21 protein-coding genes are annotated in these 20,688 nt (G+C 62.9%); 13 read left to right on the plus strand and 8 right to left on the minus strand.

The window, feature by feature from the left end; genetic code table 11:
• From FFS35_RS17995 to FFS35_RS18030, 8 genes are all read right to left on the minus strand, one after another.
• Complete coding sequence (locus tag FFS35_RS17995) at positions 1–3,144, minus strand: efflux RND transporter permease subunit (protein WP_137788263.1); 3,144 nt, start codon at positions 3,142–3,144, stop codon at positions 1–3.
• A complete protein-coding gene (locus tag FFS35_RS18000) occupies positions 3,141–4,622 on the minus strand; it encodes an efflux RND transporter periplasmic adaptor subunit (RefSeq protein ID WP_137788264.1) in 1,482 nt (493 codons plus the stop codon). The genes FFS35_RS17995 and FFS35_RS18000 overlap by 4 nt, the downstream gene beginning before the upstream one ends.
• Positions 4,619–5,848, minus strand: a complete 1,230-nt coding sequence (locus FFS35_RS18005) for a TolC family protein (protein WP_024018518.1) — start codon at positions 5,846–5,848, stop codon at positions 4,619–4,621. Before FFS35_RS18005 ends, FFS35_RS18000 begins: the two co-directional genes overlap by 4 nt.
• 128 nt (positions 5,849–5,976) lie before the next feature.
• Positions 5,977–6,258, minus strand: coding sequence for a hypothetical protein (locus FFS35_RS18010; protein ID WP_024018517.1), 282 nt, complete (start codon positions 6,256–6,258; stop codon positions 5,977–5,979).
• A gap of 103 nt (positions 6,259–6,361) precedes the next feature.
• On the minus strand, positions 6,362–6,721 hold the full coding sequence (locus FFS35_RS18015) for a hypothetical protein (RefSeq protein ID WP_024018516.1): 360 nt from the start codon (positions 6,719–6,721) through the stop codon (positions 6,362–6,364).
• A 43-nt stretch (positions 6,722–6,764) separates the two neighbouring features.
• Positions 6,765–7,211: a DUF411 domain-containing protein gene (locus FFS35_RS18020; protein ID WP_031308719.1), complete on the minus strand. Its 447-nt coding sequence runs from the start codon at positions 7,209–7,211 to the stop codon at positions 6,765–6,767.
• A 328-nt stretch (positions 7,212–7,539) separates the two neighbouring features.
• A complete protein-coding gene (locus tag FFS35_RS18025; RefSeq protein WP_024018514.1) occupies positions 7,540–10,224 on the minus strand; it encodes a vitamin K epoxide reductase family protein in 2,685 nt (894 codons plus the stop codon).
• 127 nt (positions 10,225–10,351) lie between these two features.
• Positions 10,352–10,942, minus strand: coding sequence for a DUF305 domain-containing protein (locus FFS35_RS18030; RefSeq protein ID WP_024018513.1), 591 nt, complete (start codon positions 10,940–10,942; stop codon positions 10,352–10,354).
• 612 nt (positions 10,943–11,554) lie between these two features.
• Between FFS35_RS18030 and FFS35_RS18035 the strand changes: the two genes are divergently transcribed.
• The 13 genes from FFS35_RS18035 (at position 11,555) to FFS35_RS18095 (ending at position 20,562) form a co-directional block, all read left to right on the plus strand.
• Positions 11,555–11,914, plus strand: coding sequence for a hypothetical protein (locus FFS35_RS18035; RefSeq protein ID WP_024018512.1), 360 nt, complete (start codon positions 11,555–11,557; stop codon positions 11,912–11,914).
• 135 nt (positions 11,915–12,049) lie between these two features.
• Entirely contained in the window at positions 12,050–12,412 is a 363-nt protein-coding gene (locus FFS35_RS18040) for a hypothetical protein (protein ID WP_137788265.1), read from the plus strand.
• A 174-nt stretch (positions 12,413–12,586) separates the two neighbouring features.
• Complete coding sequence (locus FFS35_RS18045; protein ID WP_082679233.1) at positions 12,587–13,066, plus strand: MerR family transcriptional regulator; 480 nt, start codon at positions 12,587–12,589, stop codon at positions 13,064–13,066.
• Positions 13,067–13,068: 2 nt separating this feature from the next.
• Positions 13,069–13,284, plus strand: a complete 216-nt coding sequence (locus tag FFS35_RS18050; protein ID WP_024018509.1) for a hypothetical protein — start codon at positions 13,069–13,071, stop codon at positions 13,282–13,284.
• 86 nt (positions 13,285–13,370) lie between these two features.
• Entirely contained in the window at positions 13,371–13,709 is a 339-nt protein-coding gene (locus FFS35_RS18055; protein ID WP_137788266.1) for a hypothetical protein, read from the plus strand.
• Positions 13,710–13,811: 102 nt separating this feature from the next.
• Positions 13,812–14,276: a heavy metal-responsive transcriptional regulator gene (locus FFS35_RS18060; RefSeq protein WP_024018507.1), complete on the plus strand. Its 465-nt coding sequence runs from the start codon at positions 13,812–13,814 to the stop codon at positions 14,274–14,276.
• A complete protein-coding gene (locus tag FFS35_RS18065) occupies positions 14,273–14,737 on the plus strand; it encodes a hypothetical protein (protein ID WP_031308715.1) in 465 nt (154 codons plus the stop codon). The genes FFS35_RS18060 and FFS35_RS18065 overlap by 4 nt, the downstream gene beginning before the upstream one ends.
• Positions 14,737–15,108: a DUF1622 domain-containing protein gene (locus tag FFS35_RS18070; RefSeq protein WP_024018505.1), complete on the plus strand. Its 372-nt coding sequence runs from the start codon at positions 14,737–14,739 to the stop codon at positions 15,106–15,108. Before FFS35_RS18065 ends, FFS35_RS18070 begins: the two co-directional genes overlap by 1 nt.
• 140 nt (positions 15,109–15,248) lie before the next feature.
• The gene (locus FFS35_RS18075; protein WP_024018504.1) at positions 15,249–15,629 is read left to right on the plus strand and encodes a hypothetical protein; all 381 of its coding nucleotides are present in this window, start codon (positions 15,249–15,251) and stop codon (positions 15,627–15,629) included.
• A 12-nt stretch (positions 15,630–15,641) separates the two neighbouring features.
• Entirely contained in the window at positions 15,642–17,621 is a 1,980-nt protein-coding gene (locus FFS35_RS18080; RefSeq protein WP_024018503.1) for an FAD-binding oxidoreductase, read from the plus strand.
• A gap of 1 nt (position 17,622) precedes the next feature.
• Positions 17,623–18,306, plus strand: coding sequence for an iron reductase (locus tag FFS35_RS18085; protein WP_024018502.1), 684 nt, complete (start codon positions 17,623–17,625; stop codon positions 18,304–18,306).
• A complete protein-coding gene (locus tag FFS35_RS18090; RefSeq protein WP_024018501.1) occupies positions 18,303–18,998 on the plus strand; it encodes a cytochrome c3 family protein in 696 nt (231 codons plus the stop codon). Before FFS35_RS18085 ends, FFS35_RS18090 begins: the two co-directional genes overlap by 4 nt.
• A 277-nt stretch (positions 18,999–19,275) precedes the next feature.
• Positions 19,276–20,562, plus strand: a complete 1,287-nt coding sequence (locus FFS35_RS18095; protein WP_052028229.1) for a divalent metal cation transporter — start codon at positions 19,276–19,278, stop codon at positions 20,560–20,562.
• The last annotated feature ends 126 nt before the right edge of the window (positions 20,563–20,688 follow it).

A 20,688-nucleotide genomic window follows, 5' to 3' on the forward strand; every position in this document is an offset into this window, starting at 1 on the left:
TCATGATGAAACGGGTTGGTGGAGGGGCGTAGTCTTTCGTCGCCTGAGCAACAGATAGGCGGCAGGCAGTACGAACATGGACAGCAGCGGCGCGGTCAGCATGCCGCCGATCATCGGCGCGGCGATCCGGCTCATTACCTCGGAGCCGGCGCCCGATCCCAGCAAGATCGGCAGCAGGCCGGCGAGGATGACCGCGACCGTCATTGCCTTGGGGCGGACGCGCAACAGCGCACCTTCGCGCACCGCCGCTTCGACCTGATCGGCATCAGGATCGTCACCGCGCCCCTCCAGGGCATTTTTCAGGTAGATCAGCATCACCACGCCGAACTCGGCGGAGACACCGGCCAGCGCGATGAACCCGACGCCGGTCGCGACCGACTGGTTGAAGCCGAGCAGATAGAGGATCCAGATCCCGCCCGTGAGCGCGAAGGGCAAAGTCCCCATGATCAATGCCGCTTCATCGAACCGGCCGAAGATCATATAGAGCAACACGAAGATGATCAGCAGCGTTGCCGGCACGACCAGCTTCAATTTGGCGACGGCGCGCTGGAGATATTCGAACTGGCCGGAATAAGCGATGCTGACGCCGGGAGAGAGCTTCACCTGTTTCGCGACCGCACGCTGGAGGTCACCGACCACCGAGGCAAGATCACGGCCGCGGACATCAACATAGACCCATGTAGAAGGCCGGGCATTCTCGGTCTTGAGCATCGGCGGCCCTTCGGCGATCGAGACTTGGGCCACATTGCCGAGGGTGATCTGCTGACCCGATGGGGTCAGGACCGGCAGTGTCCGCAGGCCTTCGAGGCTATCGCGCAGCTCACGCGGATAGCGCACGCTGATCGGGTAGCGCGCGAGGCCCTCGACCGTCTCCCCGATGGTCTCGCCGCCGATCGCGCCCGAGACGATCGCTTGGACGTCGCTTATGTTTAGCCCGAACCGCGCCGCCGCGGCCCGGTCGATATCGACATCGACATAGCGCCCGCCGGTCAGCCGTTCGGCGAGTGCCGAACTGACCCCCGGCACGGTCTTCGCTACCGTCTCGACATCATGAGCAATGCGGTCGAGCTGGGCGAGATCGGCACCCGATACCTTGACCCCGATCGGGCTCTTGATGCCGGTCGCCAGCATGTCGATCCGGTTGCGGATCGGCGGCACCCAGACATTGGCAAGGCCGGGAAGCTTCACCGTGCGATCAAGTTCGTCGACCAATTTTTCGGGCGTCATGCCCGGTCGCCATTGATCGTGCGGCTTGAACTGGATCGTGGTCTCGAACATTTCGAGCGGGGCCGGGTCGGTGGCGGTCTCGGCGCGGCCGGCCTTGCCGAACACACTCTCGACCTCGGGCACAGTCTTGATCAGCCGATCGGTCTGCTGGAGCAACTGCGAGGCCTTGGCCGCCGAGAGGCCCGGCAGCGCCGAGGGCATATAGAGCAGGTCGCCTTCGTCCATGTTCGGCATGAACTCACCGCCAAGGCGCGTAAGCGGCCATGCCGTGGTCGCAAAGGCGAGCGCCGCGATCAGCAGCACCGTCTTCGGTCGCTGCATCGTCCAGTCAAGCGCGGGCCGGTAGATGTTGGTCAACCAGCGATTGACCGGGTTGAACTGCTCAGGCGGGATTTTCCCCCGGATCAGCAAACCCATCAGCACCGGCACCAATGTCACCGACAGGATCGCCGCCGACGCCATCGCGTAGGTCTTGGTGAAAGCGAGAGGTGCGAACAGCCGCCCTTCCTGTCCTTCGAGCGTAAACACCGGGATGAAGGAGAGCGTGATGATCAACAGACTGAAGAACAGAGCCGGGCCAACCTCTGCGGCAGCCTCGGTGATGACGATCCACCGCATCTCGCCCTCGAGATGCTTGTTCGGGTGATCCTGTTCCCAGTGCTCGATCTTCTTGTGCGCGTTCTCGATCATGACCACGGCTGCATCGACCATCGCGCCGATCGCGATGGCGATGCCGCCCAGTGACATGATGTTGGCATTCACCCCCTGAAACCGCATCACGGCAAATGCTGCCAGCACCCCCAAGGGCAGGGTAAGGATCGCGACCAGCGCCGATCTGACGTGCCAAAGGAACAGGCCGCAGACGATAGCGACGACGATGAACTCCTCGACCAGCTTGTGGGTGAGGTTCTCCACCGCGCGATCGATCAGCTGCGAACGATCATAGACCGTCACCACCTCGACACCGGGTGGCAGGCTTTTCTTCAGTTCGGTGAGCTTGTCTTTCACCGCCGCGATCGTCTCACGGGCATTCTTGCCCGAGCGCAGGATGACGACGCCGCCGGCGACTTCGCCCTCGCCGTTCAATTCGGCGATGCCGCGCCGCATCTCTGGGCCGATCTGGATTGTGGCGACATCGCCCAATCGTACAGGCACGCCGCCGGCCGCGGTCTTCAGCGGGATCGCGCGGAAATCGTCGAGCGTCTTCAGATAACCCGAGGCGCGGACCATATATTCGGCCTCGGCCATCTCCAGCACCGAGCCGCCCGATTCCTGATTGGCTTGGCTGATCGCCTGAACGGCTTGCTGATGGGTGACGCCATAGGCAGCGAGTTTCACCGGATCGAGCAGCACCTGATACTGCTTCACCATCCCGCCGATGCTTGCGACCTCGGCGACGCCGGTCCCGGTCTTCAACTCATAGCGCAGGAACCAGTCCTGCAATCCACGAAGCTGCGACAGATCGTGGCGACCGGTCCGGTCGACCAGCGCATATTCATAGACCCAACCGACGCCGGTCGCATCGGGACCAAGCGCGCTGCGGGCGCTGGCCGGTAGCCGTCCCTGCACCTGGTTGAGATATTCGAGCACGCGGCTGCGCGCCCAATAGAGATCGGTGCCGTCCTCGAAGATCACATAGACGAAGCTGTCGCCGAAGAAGGAATATCCGCGCACGGTCCTCGCGCCCGGCACCGAGAGCATCGTGGTAGTGAGCGGATAGGTAACCTGATTCTCGACAATCTGCGGCGCCTGTCCGGGATAGGAGGTGCGGATGATGACCTGCGTGTCGGAGAGGTCCGGCAGCGCATCGATCGCGGTCGATCGCACCGCCCAGACACCCACGCCGATGAGGGCCAGTACGCCGATCAGGACGAAGAAGCGGTTCCTGACCGACCAGTGGATAAGATGGGCGATCACTGGCCCGCCACCTTGGTCATGCGCCGAACGGTCGGTCCCGTAGGCGGCCGATCAAAGCCGAAACGCACGCCGTCGCCGGTCTTCAGGCCCCGCGCGATCTTGGGGTCGGGAAGCTGGAAGGTCATCGTCATCGCCGGCCAGCCGATGGCGGGCACCGGCTCATGGCTGAGTGTCACCGAAGTGGCGGTGATCTGTTCGATCTTGCCGACAGTCTCATATAGAGCAGCGGTTGAGGCGGATTTTGCCGCAGCAGCACCGCCGATCGGCCTCGCCTTGACACCCGAGAGACTCGCCTCAGAATCGATCAGGAACTGGCCCGAGGCGACGATCTTCTCGCCCTCGCTCAGACCCGCCAGGATTTCGGTGTCATCGCCGGCTTCACGACCGGTCTGCACCTCAGCGGGCCGGTAGCGCCCCTTGTCGAGCGCAAGCATTATCAAGGTCCGCTTGCCGGTACGGATCAGCGCTTCGGAGGGCACCAGCAGCGCAGGCTGCGTACTGCCGCCGAGCGAGACTGTGGCGAACATGCCGGGACGCAGACGCCCGCCGCGATTGGGCAGCTCGATCCGGACGGTGAGCGTCCTGCTGTCCGCCTGGGTCTGCGGCAGGATCGCCGAGACACGGCCCGACAACGTCTCACCGGGAAATGCGGCAAGTGTCGCCTGTACGCTTTGTCCGGGTTTAAGTGGCCCGGCGATCGCTTCGGGCACGGCGGCATTGAGCCAGACCGTTCCCAGGCCGTTGACCTCGGCAAGCGTCTGCCCTGCCGTCATCGTCATGCCGGTCCGGACGTCCAATGTCTTGATCACCCCGCCGGTCGGGGTGGAGATTGTGACGACATTGTGCGGCCGTCCCGTACGCTCGACAGATGCGATCGTGCCCGAGGGCATGCCAAGCAGCACGAGCCGCTGGCGCGCTGCCTGGGTGAGCGCCGCATTCCCGGTGCGACGGACCGCGAGAAACTCGGCCTGCGCCCCGCCCCACTCCGGCACCAGGATATCGGCGAGCGGCGCCCCCGCGCCGACCACGTCACCCGGCGCGCGACCATAGACTCGCTGCACGAAGCCCCCGGCGCGTGCCTGGACGACCGCGACATCGCGTTGGTTGAAGTCGATTGTGCCGGTCGCGGTGAGGCTGCTAGCCAGCTCGCCGCGTTGCACCGTGGCGATCCGCAGACCGAGCGCCTGCGAGGCGGAAGCGTCGACCGAAATGCCCGGCACCTGCGCGCTTGCTCCGCCCTCGTCCGCATACCGAGGGATCGTCTGCATCCCCATGGATGAGAGACCGGGGCCCTCATGGTGCTCGGCCGGTATCATCGGATCGTACCAATAAAGAATTTTGCGCGCTGCCGGCTTTACGGCCCCACCATCTTTTGTGCCCTGGAAGCCCGCTAGAGCGAACCCGAGACCGCCGGCAGCAAGCGCAAGAGCAGCAGCTGCGCCAAAGAGCCACCCGCGGGCTATCATAACCTGGCTCATCGATTTTCGCTCCGGTAGGTGAGTGTCAGCCGCGCACCGTCCGCGGTGACCAGGGCTTCACGATCAAGAGTCGTGATGGTGGCATCGGCCAGCGCGGCATAGGCGTCGGCGATATCGACGAGACTGGCACGACCAGCCGCATAACTGGCGGTTTCCAATTTCACGCGCTGCTCAGCGAGCGGTTGCAGTGTGCTCTGCGCACGCATCCATTGCTCATGGTGCATGACATGGTCGGCGATATCCGCATCAAGGTCGGCGGCGAGCGCGCGCCGCGAGGCCTCGCGTTCAGCCAGCACTCGTCCGGCATTTGCCTGGGCTGCCGCGATCCCGGCATTCTGGCGACTGCGCGTGAAGAACGGCAGGCTGACTGTCACACCGGCCGAGACATAGTCGCCGAACCGGGGATCGCGGCGCTGGTAGGCCAGGTTGACACCAAAATCGGAACGCCGGCCGGCATCGGCTACGCGCACATCGGCATCCGCCTGCCCGGCCTGGGCATCGATCATCTGGATGGTGGGGTGGCGGTCGAGTCCTGCGCGCAGACCCGCTGCGTCGACCGCAAAATCGGGGATCGGTCCGGCGATCTCCGGCGCGGGGTCTCCGGTCCAGCGGGTTAGCGTCGCGCGTGCCCGCGCCACGTTCGAGACGAGTTCACTGCGGCGATCCTGCATCGCGGCGACGGCTTGGCGCCCTGCAAGGGTCTGCGCCGGGCGCGCACCTCCCGATGCGACCGCGCCCGGCGTCGTTCCCACCACACGCTCGAGACGGGACAGAACATCGTCGAGCGCGGCAAGCCTGCGCTCGGCATAGGCCAGGTTGATCCAGGCTAGCGCGGTGCCAACCTCGACCGTGCGCGCCTCGACTGCGGTACCAGCCTCGGCCGCCAGTATGTCGCTGTCGGCGCGCGCCTGTTGCGCATGGCGCTTGGCGAGATTGGGAATGTCCTGGGACACGCCGACCCGCGCCATGCTGAAATTGTCGCGCTGCGGCTCGAACGCGAGCGGTCCCGATACCGGGAAACTGTCGATCCCAACTGCAAGCGTCGGATCAGGCAGGGCGCCGGCCGCGCCGCGCACGGAACGGGCGGCGTTGGCACCGAGCGCCTTCGCCTTGAGCGACGGCGCTTCCTGCCGGGCGCGCTGGAGGGCCGCGTCGAAGGTGAGCGGCTCGGCGAAGGCAATGCCGGGGATTGCCGCTAACAGCGGCATACACAAAAATAATCGCATGGAGATCTCCTGATCGGAGGTTCAGGCAAGCGTGGCACACCAGGCATGTCAGTGGCGGCAGGAAGGGGTATCCCGCCGCCACTGCTGGCCTAGCCGTCTATGCGACCTGAAGCGGCCAGAACCTGCTGCTAGCCAGCCGAGGCGCCGGACGGAGACATCATGCCATGCATCTCCTTCATACAATCCGCGGAGCTCATCTTCATCATGTCGCAGTCGCAGTTGGCCATCTTCGCGGTATCAGGCACCCAGACGCGCCGCTGAGCCGGTCCCGTGGCGCGCGGGCCATATTGGGGAACCGACTTCCACTCATAATGACCGGATTGTTGGCTGTGGTCGGGCTGGCCGGCGAATGCGGCGGCAGGCGCGGCAAGGGCTACGCCCAGCAGGGCGTAGAAAACACGGTTTTTCATGACTGTAATCCTTTGGCAAATCATCGTGGTAGCCGCAGATCGGACAGGATGTTTGAGTGCGCGATAGGCGCACCGATCCTGTCAGCCTGACGGCTGTGGTCGATCAGCCAAGGATAGTCGGTGGTTCAGGCTCGGGGGTCAGATCACTGCCATGCAGGGTCGACGTCGTGGTCCAGAATGCCATAGCTCCGTGAGCCACCGGCGATGCCGGGACGCGCGGCGCGTCGCGCAGAACCATCGGAACGACACAGCCCATTGATGCGACGCAGTCGAGCGTCAGCCCCTTGCAGGGCTTGCCCGAGGGCTGTTGTTTCTGAGCCATCGCATTCATGCAATCTGCGCTCATTCCCGAAATCGCCATCGGCGCGGAAACCGGGGCCGGGTTAGAGGCATAGGCCGCCGCTTGGCCCATGAGGCCAACCAAGGCTCCCAGCAGGAGGAAGAGATGCAGTACCCGTTTCACAGCCGTTACTTCTTACACCCGTCCTTATCGTAGAACAACGACATCATCGTCCGCCATGACGCGCAAAGACATGCTGTCCACCTGGACCGAAGGCGACGACATTATAGGGGTCCACGTGTTGCCCCGGGACTTCCATCCCCGGCGAGCCCATCGGCATCCCGGCAACCGCAAGTCCACGCACGCCGCGCGGCTTCTGGGCAAGGACGCGCTTCATGTCGGTAATCGGGACATGACCCTCGAATGCCATGCCGTCTACAATCGCTGTATGGCAGGATGACAGGCCCGAAGGAACGCCTTGGGTCCGCTGGAAGCTGGAGCGCTGGCGATCGTCGATGATGGTTACTTGGCGCCCGAACTGCTTACGCACCTGCGCCGCCCACTGCGCGCAGCAGCCACAGCCCGGATCGCGGTGAACCACGATAGGCGTCGCCGCCGCGCTGGCGACCGAAACCGACGCAAGGACCAACGACAATGCGACTTTGAGTTTCATATCGTCCTTCACCGCACCCATTCATCAAGGCTACCACTCTTCATAATACGCGCGACCGCCGCCTACCCCTCAAAAAGTGGCAGACGGTCGCAAGATTACCGTAGCGATCACGAACCGACATTCGTCGATGGGCAATCCAGGGTCGTTGCAGACCTCTCGCACTCGCGTCGATTTATGCAGTCGAAAAGCATTATTGCACCCGAGCAGGCCGCATTTCACATCTCAGCGACCCGGTCGCACGGCCGTAAGTTGACCGTTCGGAGTCCCGCATTCCCAACAGACGTGACGTATCTTTTCCTGTTCAATTCCACGTCGAGCAGAGCGACCCTCAGATCACATATTTGTCCCAGCTCGCATAATGTTCAGCGCTGCGCTTGCCGCGCGGAAGGCTGAGACCGACGAGGGCGAGCCCTATGATCACCGAAACGATCGTTCCCAGGTGGCCGGCCCCCGTCAGCAGGAAAGGGGCAGCAACCAGCCAGGCGCCGAGCGCGCCATTGATGAAGCGCACGGCGCGGGCAACTTCGGCGGTGGCGATGATCGCGACGGTGATGACCAGGGCACCAATGACATGGTCGCTGTTCGCCATGGCGCCCTCATTGCCCAGTGTCACCCGTGTGAGCATGAGGAATGCGCCGAGCGCGATACTGACCGCCAGCGTCCACGGCAGGGTCAGCCCCCGCTTTGCATCGGCCCAAAATGCGGCAGGCGACGACATCAGGTCGGAGGCGTCCTCACTGCCGGCCTCGCTCGCGTCGCCCTGGAAGAAGGTGCGAATCAGCGGCTTGCCGCGGCATTTCGCCCACACAAGGAACTGACCCATGGCGATGACCTCGTCGAGCGCGAAAGGGATCATGATCAGCATGGCGAGGGCGGCGATCAGCGCCAGCGTGCTCCAGGTGCCAATGACGATGGGCTGGCTGATGATGAAATAGATGCTGACCACGCCGAGTGGAATGACCAGGATGCCGAAGAAGGTCACCATCCACGGCATCGTGCGCCAGCGGTCGCGGGTGCCCATCACCGCCATCAGGATCTCGAGCACGTAGCTGATGGTGCCGAGACCGCCGTCGGGAATCGGCCACGCCTTTGACATGTTAGACGTGATGATCTCCTCGGTACCATTGCGCGGATCGCTCAACGAGCCGACAAAGAAGGGTTCCCAGACGCTATCGATGTGGCCCAGTTGGTATGCCGTCAGGATGCGCGAGGTAAGAAGACCTATCAGACCCATCACGACGATCGGCAGCCGCTGGGCATCGGTAGACGGGGAATAGGTCCAGCCGGGTGGGATGTTCTTGGGGTCCATCATCCCTGCCATGCTCATACCCGGCATCATCGGCACGAGCACCGACAGCGCGATCACAGCCGAGCCGATGAGCAAATCGTTGTTGTACTGCGCCGCGCTCGGGCTCCAAAAGATCAACGGCGCGAACAGCAGCCAGATCCCAACGAATGCGACCGCCCACTGAGCCCACGTCTTGGTGCGTGGTACAAGCGACAGCGCACCGAACAGCGCGATGGCAAGCCCGCTGACAAGATCGCTTACGGCCAGCGCGCTTGCACGCCACTCGATCGACGGCAGACCGCGATCGACCGTTACGAACCGCGCCGCCTCACCGACGCGCTGCGCGGTCATGGAGTCGTAGATGAGCGGGCTCGAGGCGAGCCACAGACCGAGGCCGATGTTGGCGTAGAGCGCCCAGCGCGCACGGCGCTCGTCGCGGTCCATCATGGCCATGTGATCGCCATGTGCACCGTGGCTGGACATCGCCATGTCCCCAGCCCCGTGCCCCACAGCGGCATGATCCATGTTGCCATGGTCCTTAGCTCCGTGCTCCATGCCGGGCATCGCGCCGGCTGCCGCTTCAGGCGGGTTATGGTCCAGCTCGGCCGGCTTCGGATCGGACTTGTCGTTCCAGGCGACGAGGTTTTCGTTGAGCTTGTTGTTCCGGTACCAGGCGCGCGGGTGGCGCTTCAACGCCGCAACGATCGTCGGAAGCGTTTCGCGAAGACTGTGCTTCGGCTCCCATCCAAGTAGCGACCGTGCGCGCGAGATATCGAGAATGTAGTGGTCGTTGCTGCTGTCGATCATCCAGGGCTGGATGAAATCGTCGTCGCCGAGTGCCTCGTTCTGAAGAACGATACCAGCCTTCGCGAGCGGCTGCGGGATGCGGATCGTCTTCCAGCCCTCGCCGTGGAGCGCCTCGCCGACGATGTCCTGGATTTCGGCGTAGCCGGGGGCATCGGGTTCGCCGATGAGCAGGGGCAGTTCAGACGGAAGATCGTGCCGCCGATCGACCAGGCGCACCACGGCTTCCGCCAGGTCATCGCGGTGCACCGATGATTGCGCCGCGCACAGCATGCCAGGATAGAAATGCGAGATCAGGCGGTGCTCGTAGATCTGCGATATCTGCTGTGCGAGGAACGCTGAGCGTCCCTCGTCGGCATAGACTCCTGCGGGTCGCAGGTAGACGACGGGTATCCGTCCGTGACGCTCGTGCAGCAGCGCCTCTGTGTCGACTTTGGACTGCGGGTACGCCCAGGAGGCACCGATCGGCGATTCCTCGTTGATGCGCTCCTGCGGAGTGGCGGTCGGTTTATGGACCAGCATCGTGCTGGCGAAGACGAATTGCTCGACATCGAACGACTGGAGTCCGTCGATCAGCCGCCGTGTCCCTTGGACGGTTACCTTGTCGTAGAGCGGATTGGGATCGCCAGAAATGTCATAATACGCGGCGAGATGAATGACGGAAGCAATGCGGTTGCCGTATCGCGCGCGAACCTCCTCGAGCGCAGCGTGAACCGCTTCATCCGAGCCGACATCAATGTCGATAGCGGCGGCGGGCGGTGGTGGCTCGGGCGGACCGGCGCGATCGAGACCGACGACCGTGTAGCGCTCGCCGAGCCGGGCGATCAGGGCCGCGGCGATAAAACCGCTCGCTCCGGTGACGAGGACGATCTCAGAAGCGCCTTTGGCGCCACTCGGACCGCTGCGCTCGATGTCGGTCATACTTCCACCATCCTGCTTCTTTCGCGAAGAGCGTCGATCGCTGGATATTTGAGCAAGATGCGCATGACGAAGCCTTTCCGACAGTACCCGATCATGTGCCCATCCTGTTTACTTCGAAGAACACACCTCAGGAAATCGGCTTTCGTGTATCTATTCCGGTGCTTTCGTCGGTTTGCGGTGGCGGGGGCGACGCACCGCGATCGCGATAGGAGGGCAGGTCCGGAGCGCCATCCGGCGCCGGGTTAGCTTGCAGGCGCGCGATCATCTGTTTCATTTGGGCGATCTCGCGTACCTGCGCGTCGATGATGCCATCGGCCAGCTTTCGAACCTCGGGGTCCTTGATGTGCGCGCGCTCGCTGGTCATGATCGCAATCGAGTGGTGCGGGATCATCGCCTTCATGTAGGAGACGTCGTCGACCGTTTCCTGGCTCCGCACCAGCCAAAGCGCTAAACCAAAAATGGCAGCGCTACCGAGCAGGATGCCGATATTGAGGCGGGTGTTCTTGTACATGCCCCACATGAAACTGAGCATGATCACCGCCATGACCGCGCCCATGACGAGCGCCATCCAGGTGCGCGTCTGGCTGAACTGGACATGGCTCAGCGCATAGGTGTTGAGATACATCAGCCCGAACATCACGACCGTAGACGTCGCAATCATCGCCACGAACCGGCCATAGCCCATGCCTATGCCCATGCCATTCTTCTTGTCTTCCATTGACCGACTCCGTCCTACCTCTAGGCTCCTCACCCTCCTCGGCTGCCAAGGGGGCATGCCTGCAACTCACTTCATACCCAAAGGGATCCAAGATCACCTGGAGTATGACCGGGAGGATGGACATTCAACTTTGATCATAGCCGGGTTTCCGCTGCGCCGTACCTCTGCATTGTTCAGCCAGGCTCTTGGGCGGCGACGCTTAACCGGCCAAGTTCTGAGGGCGCCCTGATGTCGACCGGCTTTGTCGCTATCAATTCCTTGAGCGGCCCGAGCAGCTATGATGATCCTGTTGCATACTGCGGGCGTGAGTGATTTGATCCTTGTACCGCCCGACGGCACCCTGGACCGCGAGAATCGCCCTAATTTACAGGCCATCGAGTACGCGTACCCCTTATCGCCAGAGCACAACCCGCTAGTAGCGGGAGCGTATCAAAAGATGCGATTAGTGCGACGACGTTTTGGCACGGGGTTTGCCCGGAGCTTTGATGGGGCTTCGTAACATTACGCATATTGAGTCGGGAGCCGGGTCCATAGTCTTGGTGGCGAAGAAAGGTTCTTCACCGCCAGTTTTCCTCGGCGGGTCTTGTAAACTCAGCCAAGGAGGCTTCCACCATGTTGCTCAAGAAGAAGATCACCATCGCGCTTGCAGGCCTCGCCGTGCTCGGCGCCGCGCCTACCTACGCCCAGGGCATCGGCCACAGCTTTTTCATGCGTGGATCGATCGTCGGCAAGGACACGACCGGAACGGTCGTTTGTGTGGGTAAGGCCGACGGCGCGACCGTAGGCCAGGTCCTCGAGGTCTACCGTGTGGAAAGCACACCTGGACCTTCGAAGACCCCCGGCGCGGGCTTCCGGCGCGTGGCCGTCGGGCACGTCAAGATCGATCACATTTTCGATGACCATTTCGCGCATGTGAGCATCGCCGACGGCACGCCGAAGGTCCACGACATCGTCGAACTCCGCAGGAAATAAGTCGGCAGCGGGGACGGCGACCGCCGTCCCCACCATCAACGCCACCTCGCTGCAGAACGAGACCGGCACGATCGCTCGCAACCAAGCGACGAACACCGGCCTGGGTGCACGAGACATGAATTGAAAGGAATCGAGATGCGCTTCAAGAAGTCAAAATCGATGGCCATGGCGAGTATCGCCCTCGCCGGCGCGGTCCCCGCTCTGGCGACCGGCATCGGCCACAGCTTTTTTATGCGTGGATCGATCATCGGCAAGGACACGACCGGAACGATCGTGTGTGTTGGCAAAGCAGATGGCGCGACAGTCGGACAGGTGCTTGACGTCTATCGCGTGAAGACGCTGCCCGGCTCCGGCTACAAAGGAAGCGGCCCCGCTTATCGCCGAGACCTCATCGGCCACGTCAGGGTCGATCATATATTTGACGACCATTTTGCGCATGTGAGCGTCGCCGACGGCGCTCCCGCAGTTCACGACATCGTCGAGCTCCGCAAGAAATAAGGGCGTGCCGGGGAGGGGCTTGCCGCTCCCCATGATGCCTGATGGCGGCCGCAAGCGACGAAAAGTCGCGCGGCCTTTGAGCGGACAGGAGAGCGGCGATGATCGACCGACGTCCAAATATTTCTCTTGACCCTGGACCTAGGTCCAAGCGGCACTGTGCCTCCGAGACTTGCCATGTCACGGCTTAGAATCGGTGAGCTGGCCGAGGCTGCCGGCGTTCGAAAGGACACCATACGTTATTATGAGCGCACCGGCCTGCTCCCCGCTCCGCAACGGACCAGTGCAGGATACCGCGTCTATCATCCTGCAGACGTCGAACGCATCAAGTTCGTTCGCGCTGCACAGGGGCTCGGTTACACCCTCACCGAAACGCACGCGCTCCTGCTGGTGCGGGCCGGAGACGCCCTCGCCGGGTCGGATATCCTCGCCGTCACGCGGGTCAAACTGCGCGAAGCACTGGTCAGGGTGGAACAGCTCAAGCTTATCGAAACAGGCCTTGAGCAGCTGGGTGAAGCGCCCTCGCACGAAGCCGAAAGCGACCCTTGCCCGATCCTCTTTCTGGTTCGGGACGGGCGGCTGTCTCAATTGGCCGCAGATCAGCCAGAACAAATGTCCGTGGGAGAGGACCACACCACCTGCACAGGGAAGGACTGAACATGAAATACTCTATCTCGCTGGGATTGCTACCACTGGCGCTGCTCGGCGCTTGCGCGACCCTTCCGCCGACTAGCGCGCAGATCGCGAGCTGCAAGGCCATGGAAGACAATATGGGTCTCGCGACGCCCCATGATCACAACGAGATGAAGGGACAGGGGCGCAACCCGATGAATCTCTCGCACGATCGCTGCCTGCAGATTCTCAAGCAGCAATGACACCCTGATCTGTCGGTCGAGCACGCTTATCAAGCTCGTCCGACGGGATTTGCGTTCGACCGCTCACTCTCATTCGGAGACACATCATGAAGACTCACCTCACGAATACGTCCGGGAAGATCGTCTCGGGGCTCACAGCCCTTGCGCTTCTCGGAACGCTTGCTGCGTGCGGCAAGAAGACGGACGGCACGCAAAACCAGGCTGCCTCCAATGCCTCTGCAAGCGCGCCCGGCGCTCTTGAAAACGACACCGCCGCCGCCACGGACTCTGTCGGGACCGACAACACGGCGGCCGATATGGATGAGCGCCACCGTCAGAATATGGACCACAGCGACATGCGCCGGGGTGGGCCGATGATGCCCAATGGCGCCCCGCCTACGAGCACGCCCGACAACAGTCAGTCCGCCCCGATGAAGGATATGTAAGCCGAGCAGGCTGAAAACCCCGGCACTGCCCGACCTGAGCAAGACCAATTCGAAGGAATAATGCCGCGACCTTTCGAATGGTCGCGGCAACGGAGACGCGCCATGACATATTTCACGATCGGAAAGCTGTCGCGTGCGCTCGGCATCCGTCCCGATACCATCCGCTATTACGAGCGCAACGGTCTGCTTCCTCCGCCCGCCCGGTCTTCTGCCGGTTACCGCACCTATGGCGACGCCGATCTCGAGCGCGTGCGGTTCATTCGCAAGGGGCAGCAGCTGGGTTTCACGCTTCGCGAAATCGGAAGCCTGCTCGATTTGCGCGCGTCCGACACCGCGACAACCGCCGATGTCCTGGCCATCACCGAGAGCAAGATAAATGAAGCGACCACCCGTATCGATGATCTGACCCGCATCAAGACCGCCCTGTCCGCCCTGTCCGCCCAATGCTCGATCGACATTCCCATCGCGGATTGCCCGATCCTCGCGCATCTCGCGAGCATTCCCAGGGGAAGCCCACCTGGCGACGGCGACCCTCATGCCGCCCGCGCAGTGAAGGCGTCCATATGAGACCTGTTTTGCAGCGTTTGGGTTTACTGCTGCTTTGGGCAAGTCGGCGCCAAGCGCGCGCGCTCCTCAGCCGAGCAAGTTTAGCCTTGGCTGTTATCGCTGCGGTTGGCGGCCTGGCCCAGCCTTCTGTTGCCGAGCATCTGCCCGGTCAGCATTTGGGCTCGAAGACGGATCTCATCGGTATCTGGTCATTCGACGCCCGGTCCGGGTGCAAGACCGGTACAGCCTGGGAGTTCCGGGCGGATGGATCTTATAATGAGATCAGTTTGCCCGACCGTGCACCGCAGGCCACCGGGACGTGGTACGAACGCGGTGACATCATCTTTTATTCCCTGGCGCGGCCAGAGACAGTCGCCCCGGGGCGGCCTGACAAACGCATGGTGATCATCGAACGCGAACCCGATCGCCTCGTCGCATTGGGAGGTCGCAGAGTTCGCCACGTGATGCACAGGTGTCCGTGATGACCGAGAGCCTCATTGTGGAGGGCATCCACTGGATCACGCGTGCCATCGAAGTCACCGGGACGGCGATCATCGTCGTGGGCGCCGGTTCTTCGCTGATCAGATTCCTGCAGCAATCCCTGAAAGGTCCGATCGACCAACATGTCGTCGGCAACTTCAGGTCGAGCCTCGGTGAAGCCATTCTTCTCGGACTCGAATTCCTGGTTGCGGCCGACATCATCAACACTATCGCGATCCAGCCAACGCTTAGCAGTCTCGCGGTCCTTGCCGGCATTGTGCTGATACGAACCTTCCTGAGTTTCTCGCTAGAGGTCGAGATCAAGGGTCGTTGGCCCTGGCAGCGGGCGACGGGAACCCCGCGCGATGATTGAGCATCGGCGCCGGCTCCGGGCGCCCGGGCGACAACGCCGGGGAAACAGGAAACTACGTATATTGGCGAAAATCGATTTGTGGTCCCTCGGGGCCGTTGCCAGCCGGATGTTCGGCCGGTCATAGCAATGGAGTATTGATCATGATCATGACGCGTTCTTCCCGCTTGCGCGCGCTCGCCCTAGGGGGTGCAATCGTGCTGTCGCCCGCCATCGCCTCGGCCCAGGGGCAAACCACCGGCCATCCGTCGACCCAGTCTGCGCCCTCCGCCAACGGGTCGATGCCGGCAGGCGGCATGGAGAAGCACGACGCGATGCCAGGCATGGCCGGCATGCCGATGCAGGACGACAAGATGCCTGCGGCCATGCCTCCGATGGCAAAGAAGGCCGGATGCTGCGGCATGAAGAAGATGCCGATGGCCAAGCACAAGGCAGCCCCGCACCGCCGCCATGCGAAACCCGCCACCGCGAAGCCGGCGCCGATGCCCGCGGACAAGCCGATGCCCATGAAGGATGACATGTAAGGAAGTCCTCAGGTGACGCGCCCTCACAACAACATCACCGGCCTCAAGCTATCGCGGGCTTTGAGGACGAGCGGTATCGCACTCGCGCTGGCGATGATCTCCGGATCACCGCCAGCGTCGGCGCAGATGGCCGAGTCAGAGCACGCGTCGCATCATCCAGCGGGCGGAGCCGCCGCGCCAGCGGCGATGCCAGCGGGCAACGTGATGGGGGCAGCAGCTCCGGCCGCGGCGAAAGCTGCCGATCCCATGGCGGCGATGATGAAAGGGATGATGGTGCCGTCGCCGGGTACCAAAATGGGCGCGGGACCGGCGGGATGCTGTGGAAACGGCGGCGCCAAACCCTTCTACCCCTCGCTGATGGACTGGCCCGTCCTGACCGATGAGGCACGACGGACGGTACGCGCCGCGGCTCTCGCCCGCCTGGGGTCGGGCGCCGAGGTCCTGACCGCGGAGCAAGCCCGGCTTCACCACGCTCTCATGTCGAACGACACGAAAGGAGCCCAGGATGCGATCAGGGGCGCCCGCGAAGGCCTCGCACTCGCGGACAGCGGAGCAGGCGCGCTCAGGGGCCTCGAAGAGGGCCGCCCTCCCCGGCAGATTGCCCTGAGCTGGTTCAAGACCCAGTCGGGTTTTGCCGTCAGCGACCAGATGGCATACGGAAACGAGCTGGCGGGCCTTTCCTGGTGGCACCTGATCGCGATGGCGCTGCTGGCGGCGGCTCTGGTTGCGGCGCTGCTACTCCGATGGGCGCGGCTGCGCCGCATCGCAAGCTTGGTGGAGCGGCTCGCACCAGGCGGGGCTACACCACCGGCCAGTCCGGCCACCTCTCCGGCCCCGGCCCCCATCGTGCCGGCGCCCGCTGCTCCTGCAGGCGCAGCTACGCCCGGCAGCGCCACGCCGGCAGCGCCGCGCCTGTGGAAAGGCGTCCTGCGGATCACCGCGATCTTCGACGAGACCCCGAGCGTCAAGACGTTCCGGCTCATGGAACCGAACCGCGGGCCGATGCCGTTCACGTTCCTGCCCGGCCAATATGCCTCGATCACCTCGGAGATCGAAGGCCAGAAGGTCCGACGATCCTACACGATCTCGTCGTCGCCCACACAGCGCGACTATATCGAGCTCACGATCAAGCGCGAACAATATGGGCTGGAATCGCGCCATCTCCATGATCATGCCGCTACGGGCGACCTTCTCGAGATTGCGGCGCCCGCGGGCCGGTTCTTCTTCACCGGCAAGGAAGCCGAGGGGATCGTCCTGATCGCCGGCGGAGTCGGCATCACACCGATGATGAGTGTGCTGCGCAGCCTGACGGACCGCTCCTATGAACACGACATCTACCTCCTCTACGGTGTCAACACGCCGACGGATCTGATCTTTCGCGAGGAATGCGACTATCTGGCGCGGCGCCACCACAAGCTTCACATCGTCTCCATCGTCGCAAAGCCCGAAGGGACCGACTGGGCCGGGCCTTCCGGTTATTTGACGGCCGATTTCATCGCCGCTTCCGTTCCCGAAATCGCCAGCAGGCGCGTTCACCTGTGCGGCCCGCCGCCGATGATGGACGCGGTGAAGGCGGCGCTTGCGCAGCTCAAGGTGCCGGCGGAGCAGGTAAAGACGGAGGAATTCGCGCCCCCCAAGGGCGGACCCGTCCTTGAAGATGAACCGGCGGAGACCGCGACCGACAGCTCGGCATCGGCCGCCCCGCAGACGCCGCCCGCCATTCCTTCCGCGCAGGCGACGATCGCTTTTTCGAAGTCCGGCAAAAGCGGTGCACTCGCACCCGATCAGTCCGTGCTCGAGGCGGCGGAGGCCATTGGCGTGGCCATCGACTATGAATGCAGGGTCGGCATCTGCGGAAGGTGCAAGGTCCCGCTGCGGCAGGGCCAAGTGACGATGGAAGTGGAAGACGCTCTCGCCGCCGACGAGAAGGCCGACGGTATCATCCTCGCCTGCCAGGCAAAATCGGTGGGCGATCTCGTGGTGGACGCTTGAGATGACCGAAACCGAGAAAGTAACGGTCGGCGCTCTCTTGACCGCTCTTGCGCTGCTGGTCCCGGCCTTCCTGCTGCATTCCGCGCCGCGGTTCCCCGGGAGCCTGGCGGGAGGCCTGTTCGGCATCGCCGCCGCCCTGCTTTTCGTGCTCCTGCTCGTCTACAGCATCGTGAAGCGGCAGGCGTGGGTCAAGCAGCGCACGCAGCGTCTCGTCTCGCTTGGCGGACTGCTCAGTTTCCATGTGTATGCCGGCGCGATCGGCGCGCTGCTCGGGATTATCCATTCAGGGCACAAGTTTCAAAGTCCGATCGGCATCGCCCTCGTGATCGCGATGCTGACAGTCGTCGTCACGGGCTTCATCGGCCGATATTATCTGGCGCAGGTCGGCCAGGAATTGCGGTTTCAGCAAAAGGAACTCAAGGTCCTGCGCGACCGCTATGACGTCCTGGCGGCCGTATCGGCCGATCTGCACGGTCAGAACATCGTTGATCCATCAGGACTGCCGCTGGACTCGCTGCTCGGCGCGATAGCCGATCTCGAATTCACGATTACCGCACGCGACGTCATCAAGGCCACGCTCGACAGGTGGATCGTCGTGCATATCGTCGCGGCGATCATCATGTACGGATTGCTGACGATGCACATCTGGAGCAGCATCTACTTCGGCCTGCGGTGGTGGCCATGAACCGGACGACCATCGTCTATCTGATCCTTGCGACGCTCGCGGTGGCCGCCGCGATCGCCGTCCCCCTCACCATCTACCGCTCGGGCAGCACCGCGCTGCCGCAATGGGCGTCGTCGGTTCGACCCGGGCCGCTATCGAACGCCCATGCATTTCTCGAAGGCAAGTGCGAGAGCTGTCACACGCCCAATCGCGGGATCAAGGCCGAAACCTGTATTGCCTGCCATGCGTCGGCGCCGGAATTGCTTATGAAGCCGGAGACCGCCTTCCACGTTAACGTCACGGAATGCGCCGGCTGCCATGTCGAACATCAGGGGAGAGACATTCGGCCGGTCCGCATGGATCATGCCGTACTCGAGAAGATCGCCCAGCGTGGCATGAACCATCCCGCGGGGCTCGACTGCCAGTCCTGTCATGCCCCCCGGGACACGCATAAGGGCTTCTTCGGCACGGACTGCGCCAGCTGCCATCTCACGAGCAGCTGGAAGATCAGCGGATTTCTCCACCCCAGCCCCAAATCAACCGAATGTTCGCAGTGCCACAAGCCGCCGCCGAGCCATAACATGATGCACTTCGAAATGATGGACAAGACGATCACCGGCGAGAAGAGCGCCCGCGTGGAGCAGTGCTTCGCGTGTCACCAGACCGACTCATTCAACAATATCAAGGGTGTCGGCATGGTGAAGGTCCATTGACCCGTCATAGGGGTGTACCGGCAACAGTCGCTACGCGCGCTTTACTCCAGCCCGAAAGAGCAATTCGAGGATTTCCCGGAGTTGGAAAGGGCGCTGCCCGACAGCTTTTCCTCGCGCCACGTCCGTTCGCGCGAAAATGCCGCTGCCCGCAGACCACATTCACGAAACCGAACTCAAGGATCCGTAACCGGCCGACCAAAGAACTGGAAAAATGGGACCAGCGTGCACGAGAACCCCGTTGGCGCGCGAGCCGGATTCCCAACAGGACGGCCCTTTGATGAAAGCTCCACGCCCAAAGGCGTCTCGCACCCGCCGATTGCGACGCATCCGCCAAATATTTGGCCCAGGATTTATTGCCGGAGCCGCCGACGACGATCCCAGCGGGATTGCAACCTATGCGCAAGCCGGCGCGGCTTATGGATATATGCTTGGCTGGACCATGCTTCTCACCTGGCCGCTTGCCGCGGCCGTGCAGGAGATCTGTGGTCGAATAGGGCGAAGTACCCGCGCCGGGCTGGCTGAAACCATTCGTCGTCGTTGTCCATCACCCGTTCTAAGGCTCGTTGTCCTCCTCCTGTTCATCGCAAATATCATCAATCTCGGGGCCGACCTGGGTGCAATGGGCTCGGCGATGTCTCTCATAGGCGGCGGTCCCCCGCACCCCTGGGTGATCGTCTTTGCGCTTGCTTCAACATTGCTCGAGACGTTTGTGGACTATCAGCGATATGCCCGGCTCTTGCGATGGATGACCCTGGCGCTCCTGGCTTATGCGGCGACGGCATTTGTGGTGCATGTATCCTGGGGCTCGGTCTTGCGCGGGCTTGTAGTACCAGCCATGCCCGGCTCGGGAGCGTGGATGCTGGTGGCGGCGATCTTTGGCACCACGATCAGCCCCTATCTTTTCTTTTGGCAGGCCTCGCAGGAAGCCGAAGAAGCGGGCCTGGCCAGCGCTGGTGATGCGGAGCCAGGGCCAGACTGGCAAGTGCGCCGTATCCGACTGGACAGCTGGCTCGGAATGCTGTTCTCGAACGTCATTGCCATCTTCATCATCGTGACGACGGCCGCAACTCTGAATGTCGCTGGAACCACCCAGATTGATACGGCTGCTCAAGCGGCCGAGGCGCTTCGACCGCTTGCAGGCGATTTTGCCTTCGCGCTTTTCGCTGTCGGAATCATCGGGACCGGCATGCTCGCCATTCCGGTGCTCGCCGGCTCTGCGGCCTATGCCGTTTCTGAAGCATTTGGTTGGCGGACCGGCCTTGCGCAAAGCGCTGGGCGGGCCAAGGCCTTCTATGGCGTAATTGCTGCCGCGGGGTTGCTGGGTGTGCTTGTGCACTTCTCCTCGATCGATCCGATGAGGGCATTGCTATGGAGTGCTGTCGTCAACGGCTTTGTTGCAGCCCCACTTATTGCCCTGGTGATATGGCTCGGCTCGGATTCCGAAGCGATGAACGGCCAGCCCATTCCTCGGCGGCTGCAACTGCTCGGTGGCGCAGCCTGTCTGGTCATGGTCGGTGTTGCCATAATGACCACAGTTTCGTGGATCGCCCCGACCGCGCGATAAATGATGATGATCCCCTGGCGATCCAGCGCTCGCACGCACAGATCAAGCTTGGCACGAGATTGACGCGTTCCGCCCTCAGCAATTTCAGCATCGTGAATCCGGCCGACGCGCGGCCTGGCTCAGGCG

The organism is Sphingomonas sp. 3P27F8, assembly GCF_005502745.1.
Classification (GTDB): domain Bacteria; phylum Pseudomonadota; class Alphaproteobacteria; order Sphingomonadales; family Sphingomonadaceae; genus Sphingomonas.

Excerpts from the sequence above, each read along its gene's own strand:
- FFS35_RS18085 (WP_024018502.1), top strand. The coding sequence starts at position 17,623 with ATGACCGAAACCGAGAAAGTAACGGTCGGCGCTCTCTTGACCGCTCTT.
- FFS35_RS18025 (WP_024018514.1), bottom strand. The coding sequence starts at position 10,224 with ATGACCGACATCGAGCGCAGCGGTCCGAGTGGCGCCAAAGGCGCTTCT.
- FFS35_RS18020 (WP_031308719.1), bottom strand. The coding sequence starts at position 7,211 with ATGAAACTCAAAGTCGCATTGTCGTTGGTCCTTGCGTCGGTTTCGGTC.
- FFS35_RS18095 (WP_052028229.1), top strand. The coding sequence starts at position 19,276 with ATGAAAGCTCCACGCCCAAAGGCGTCTCGCACCCGCCGATTGCGACGC.
- FFS35_RS18065 (WP_031308715.1), top strand. The coding sequence starts at position 14,273 with ATGAGACCTGTTTTGCAGCGTTTGGGTTTACTGCTGCTTTGGGCAAGT.
- FFS35_RS18090 (WP_024018501.1), top strand. The coding sequence starts at position 18,303 with ATGAACCGGACGACCATCGTCTATCTGATCCTTGCGACGCTCGCGGTG.
- FFS35_RS18075 (WP_024018504.1), top strand. The coding sequence starts at position 15,249 with ATGATCATGACGCGTTCTTCCCGCTTGCGCGCGCTCGCCCTAGGGGGT.
- FFS35_RS18040 (WP_137788265.1), top strand. The coding sequence starts at position 12,050 with ATGCGCTTCAAGAAGTCAAAATCGATGGCCATGGCGAGTATCGCCCTC.
- FFS35_RS18060 (WP_024018507.1), top strand. The coding sequence starts at position 13,812 with ATGACATATTTCACGATCGGAAAGCTGTCGCGTGCGCTCGGCATCCGT.
- FFS35_RS18000 (WP_137788264.1), bottom strand. The coding sequence starts at position 4,622 with ATGAGCCAGGTTATGATAGCCCGCGGGTGGCTCTTTGGCGCAGCTGCT.
- FFS35_RS18035 (WP_024018512.1), top strand. The coding sequence starts at position 11,555 with ATGTTGCTCAAGAAGAAGATCACCATCGCGCTTGCAGGCCTCGCCGTG.
- FFS35_RS18070 (WP_024018505.1), top strand. The coding sequence starts at position 14,737 with ATGACCGAGAGCCTCATTGTGGAGGGCATCCACTGGATCACGCGTGCC.
- FFS35_RS18045 (WP_082679233.1), top strand. The coding sequence starts at position 12,587 with ATGTCACGGCTTAGAATCGGTGAGCTGGCCGAGGCTGCCGGCGTTCGA.
- FFS35_RS18050 (WP_024018509.1), top strand. The coding sequence starts at position 13,069 with ATGAAATACTCTATCTCGCTGGGATTGCTACCACTGGCGCTGCTCGGC.
- FFS35_RS18030 (WP_024018513.1), bottom strand. The coding sequence starts at position 10,942 with ATGGAAGACAAGAAGAATGGCATGGGCATAGGCATGGGCTATGGCCGG.
- FFS35_RS18010 (WP_024018517.1), bottom strand. The coding sequence starts at position 6,258 with ATGAAAAACCGTGTTTTCTACGCCCTGCTGGGCGTAGCCCTTGCCGCG.
- FFS35_RS18055 (WP_137788266.1), top strand. The coding sequence starts at position 13,371 with ATGAAGACTCACCTCACGAATACGTCCGGGAAGATCGTCTCGGGGCTC.
- FFS35_RS18005 (WP_024018518.1), bottom strand. The coding sequence starts at position 5,848 with ATGCGATTATTTTTGTGTATGCCGCTGTTAGCGGCAATCCCCGGCATT.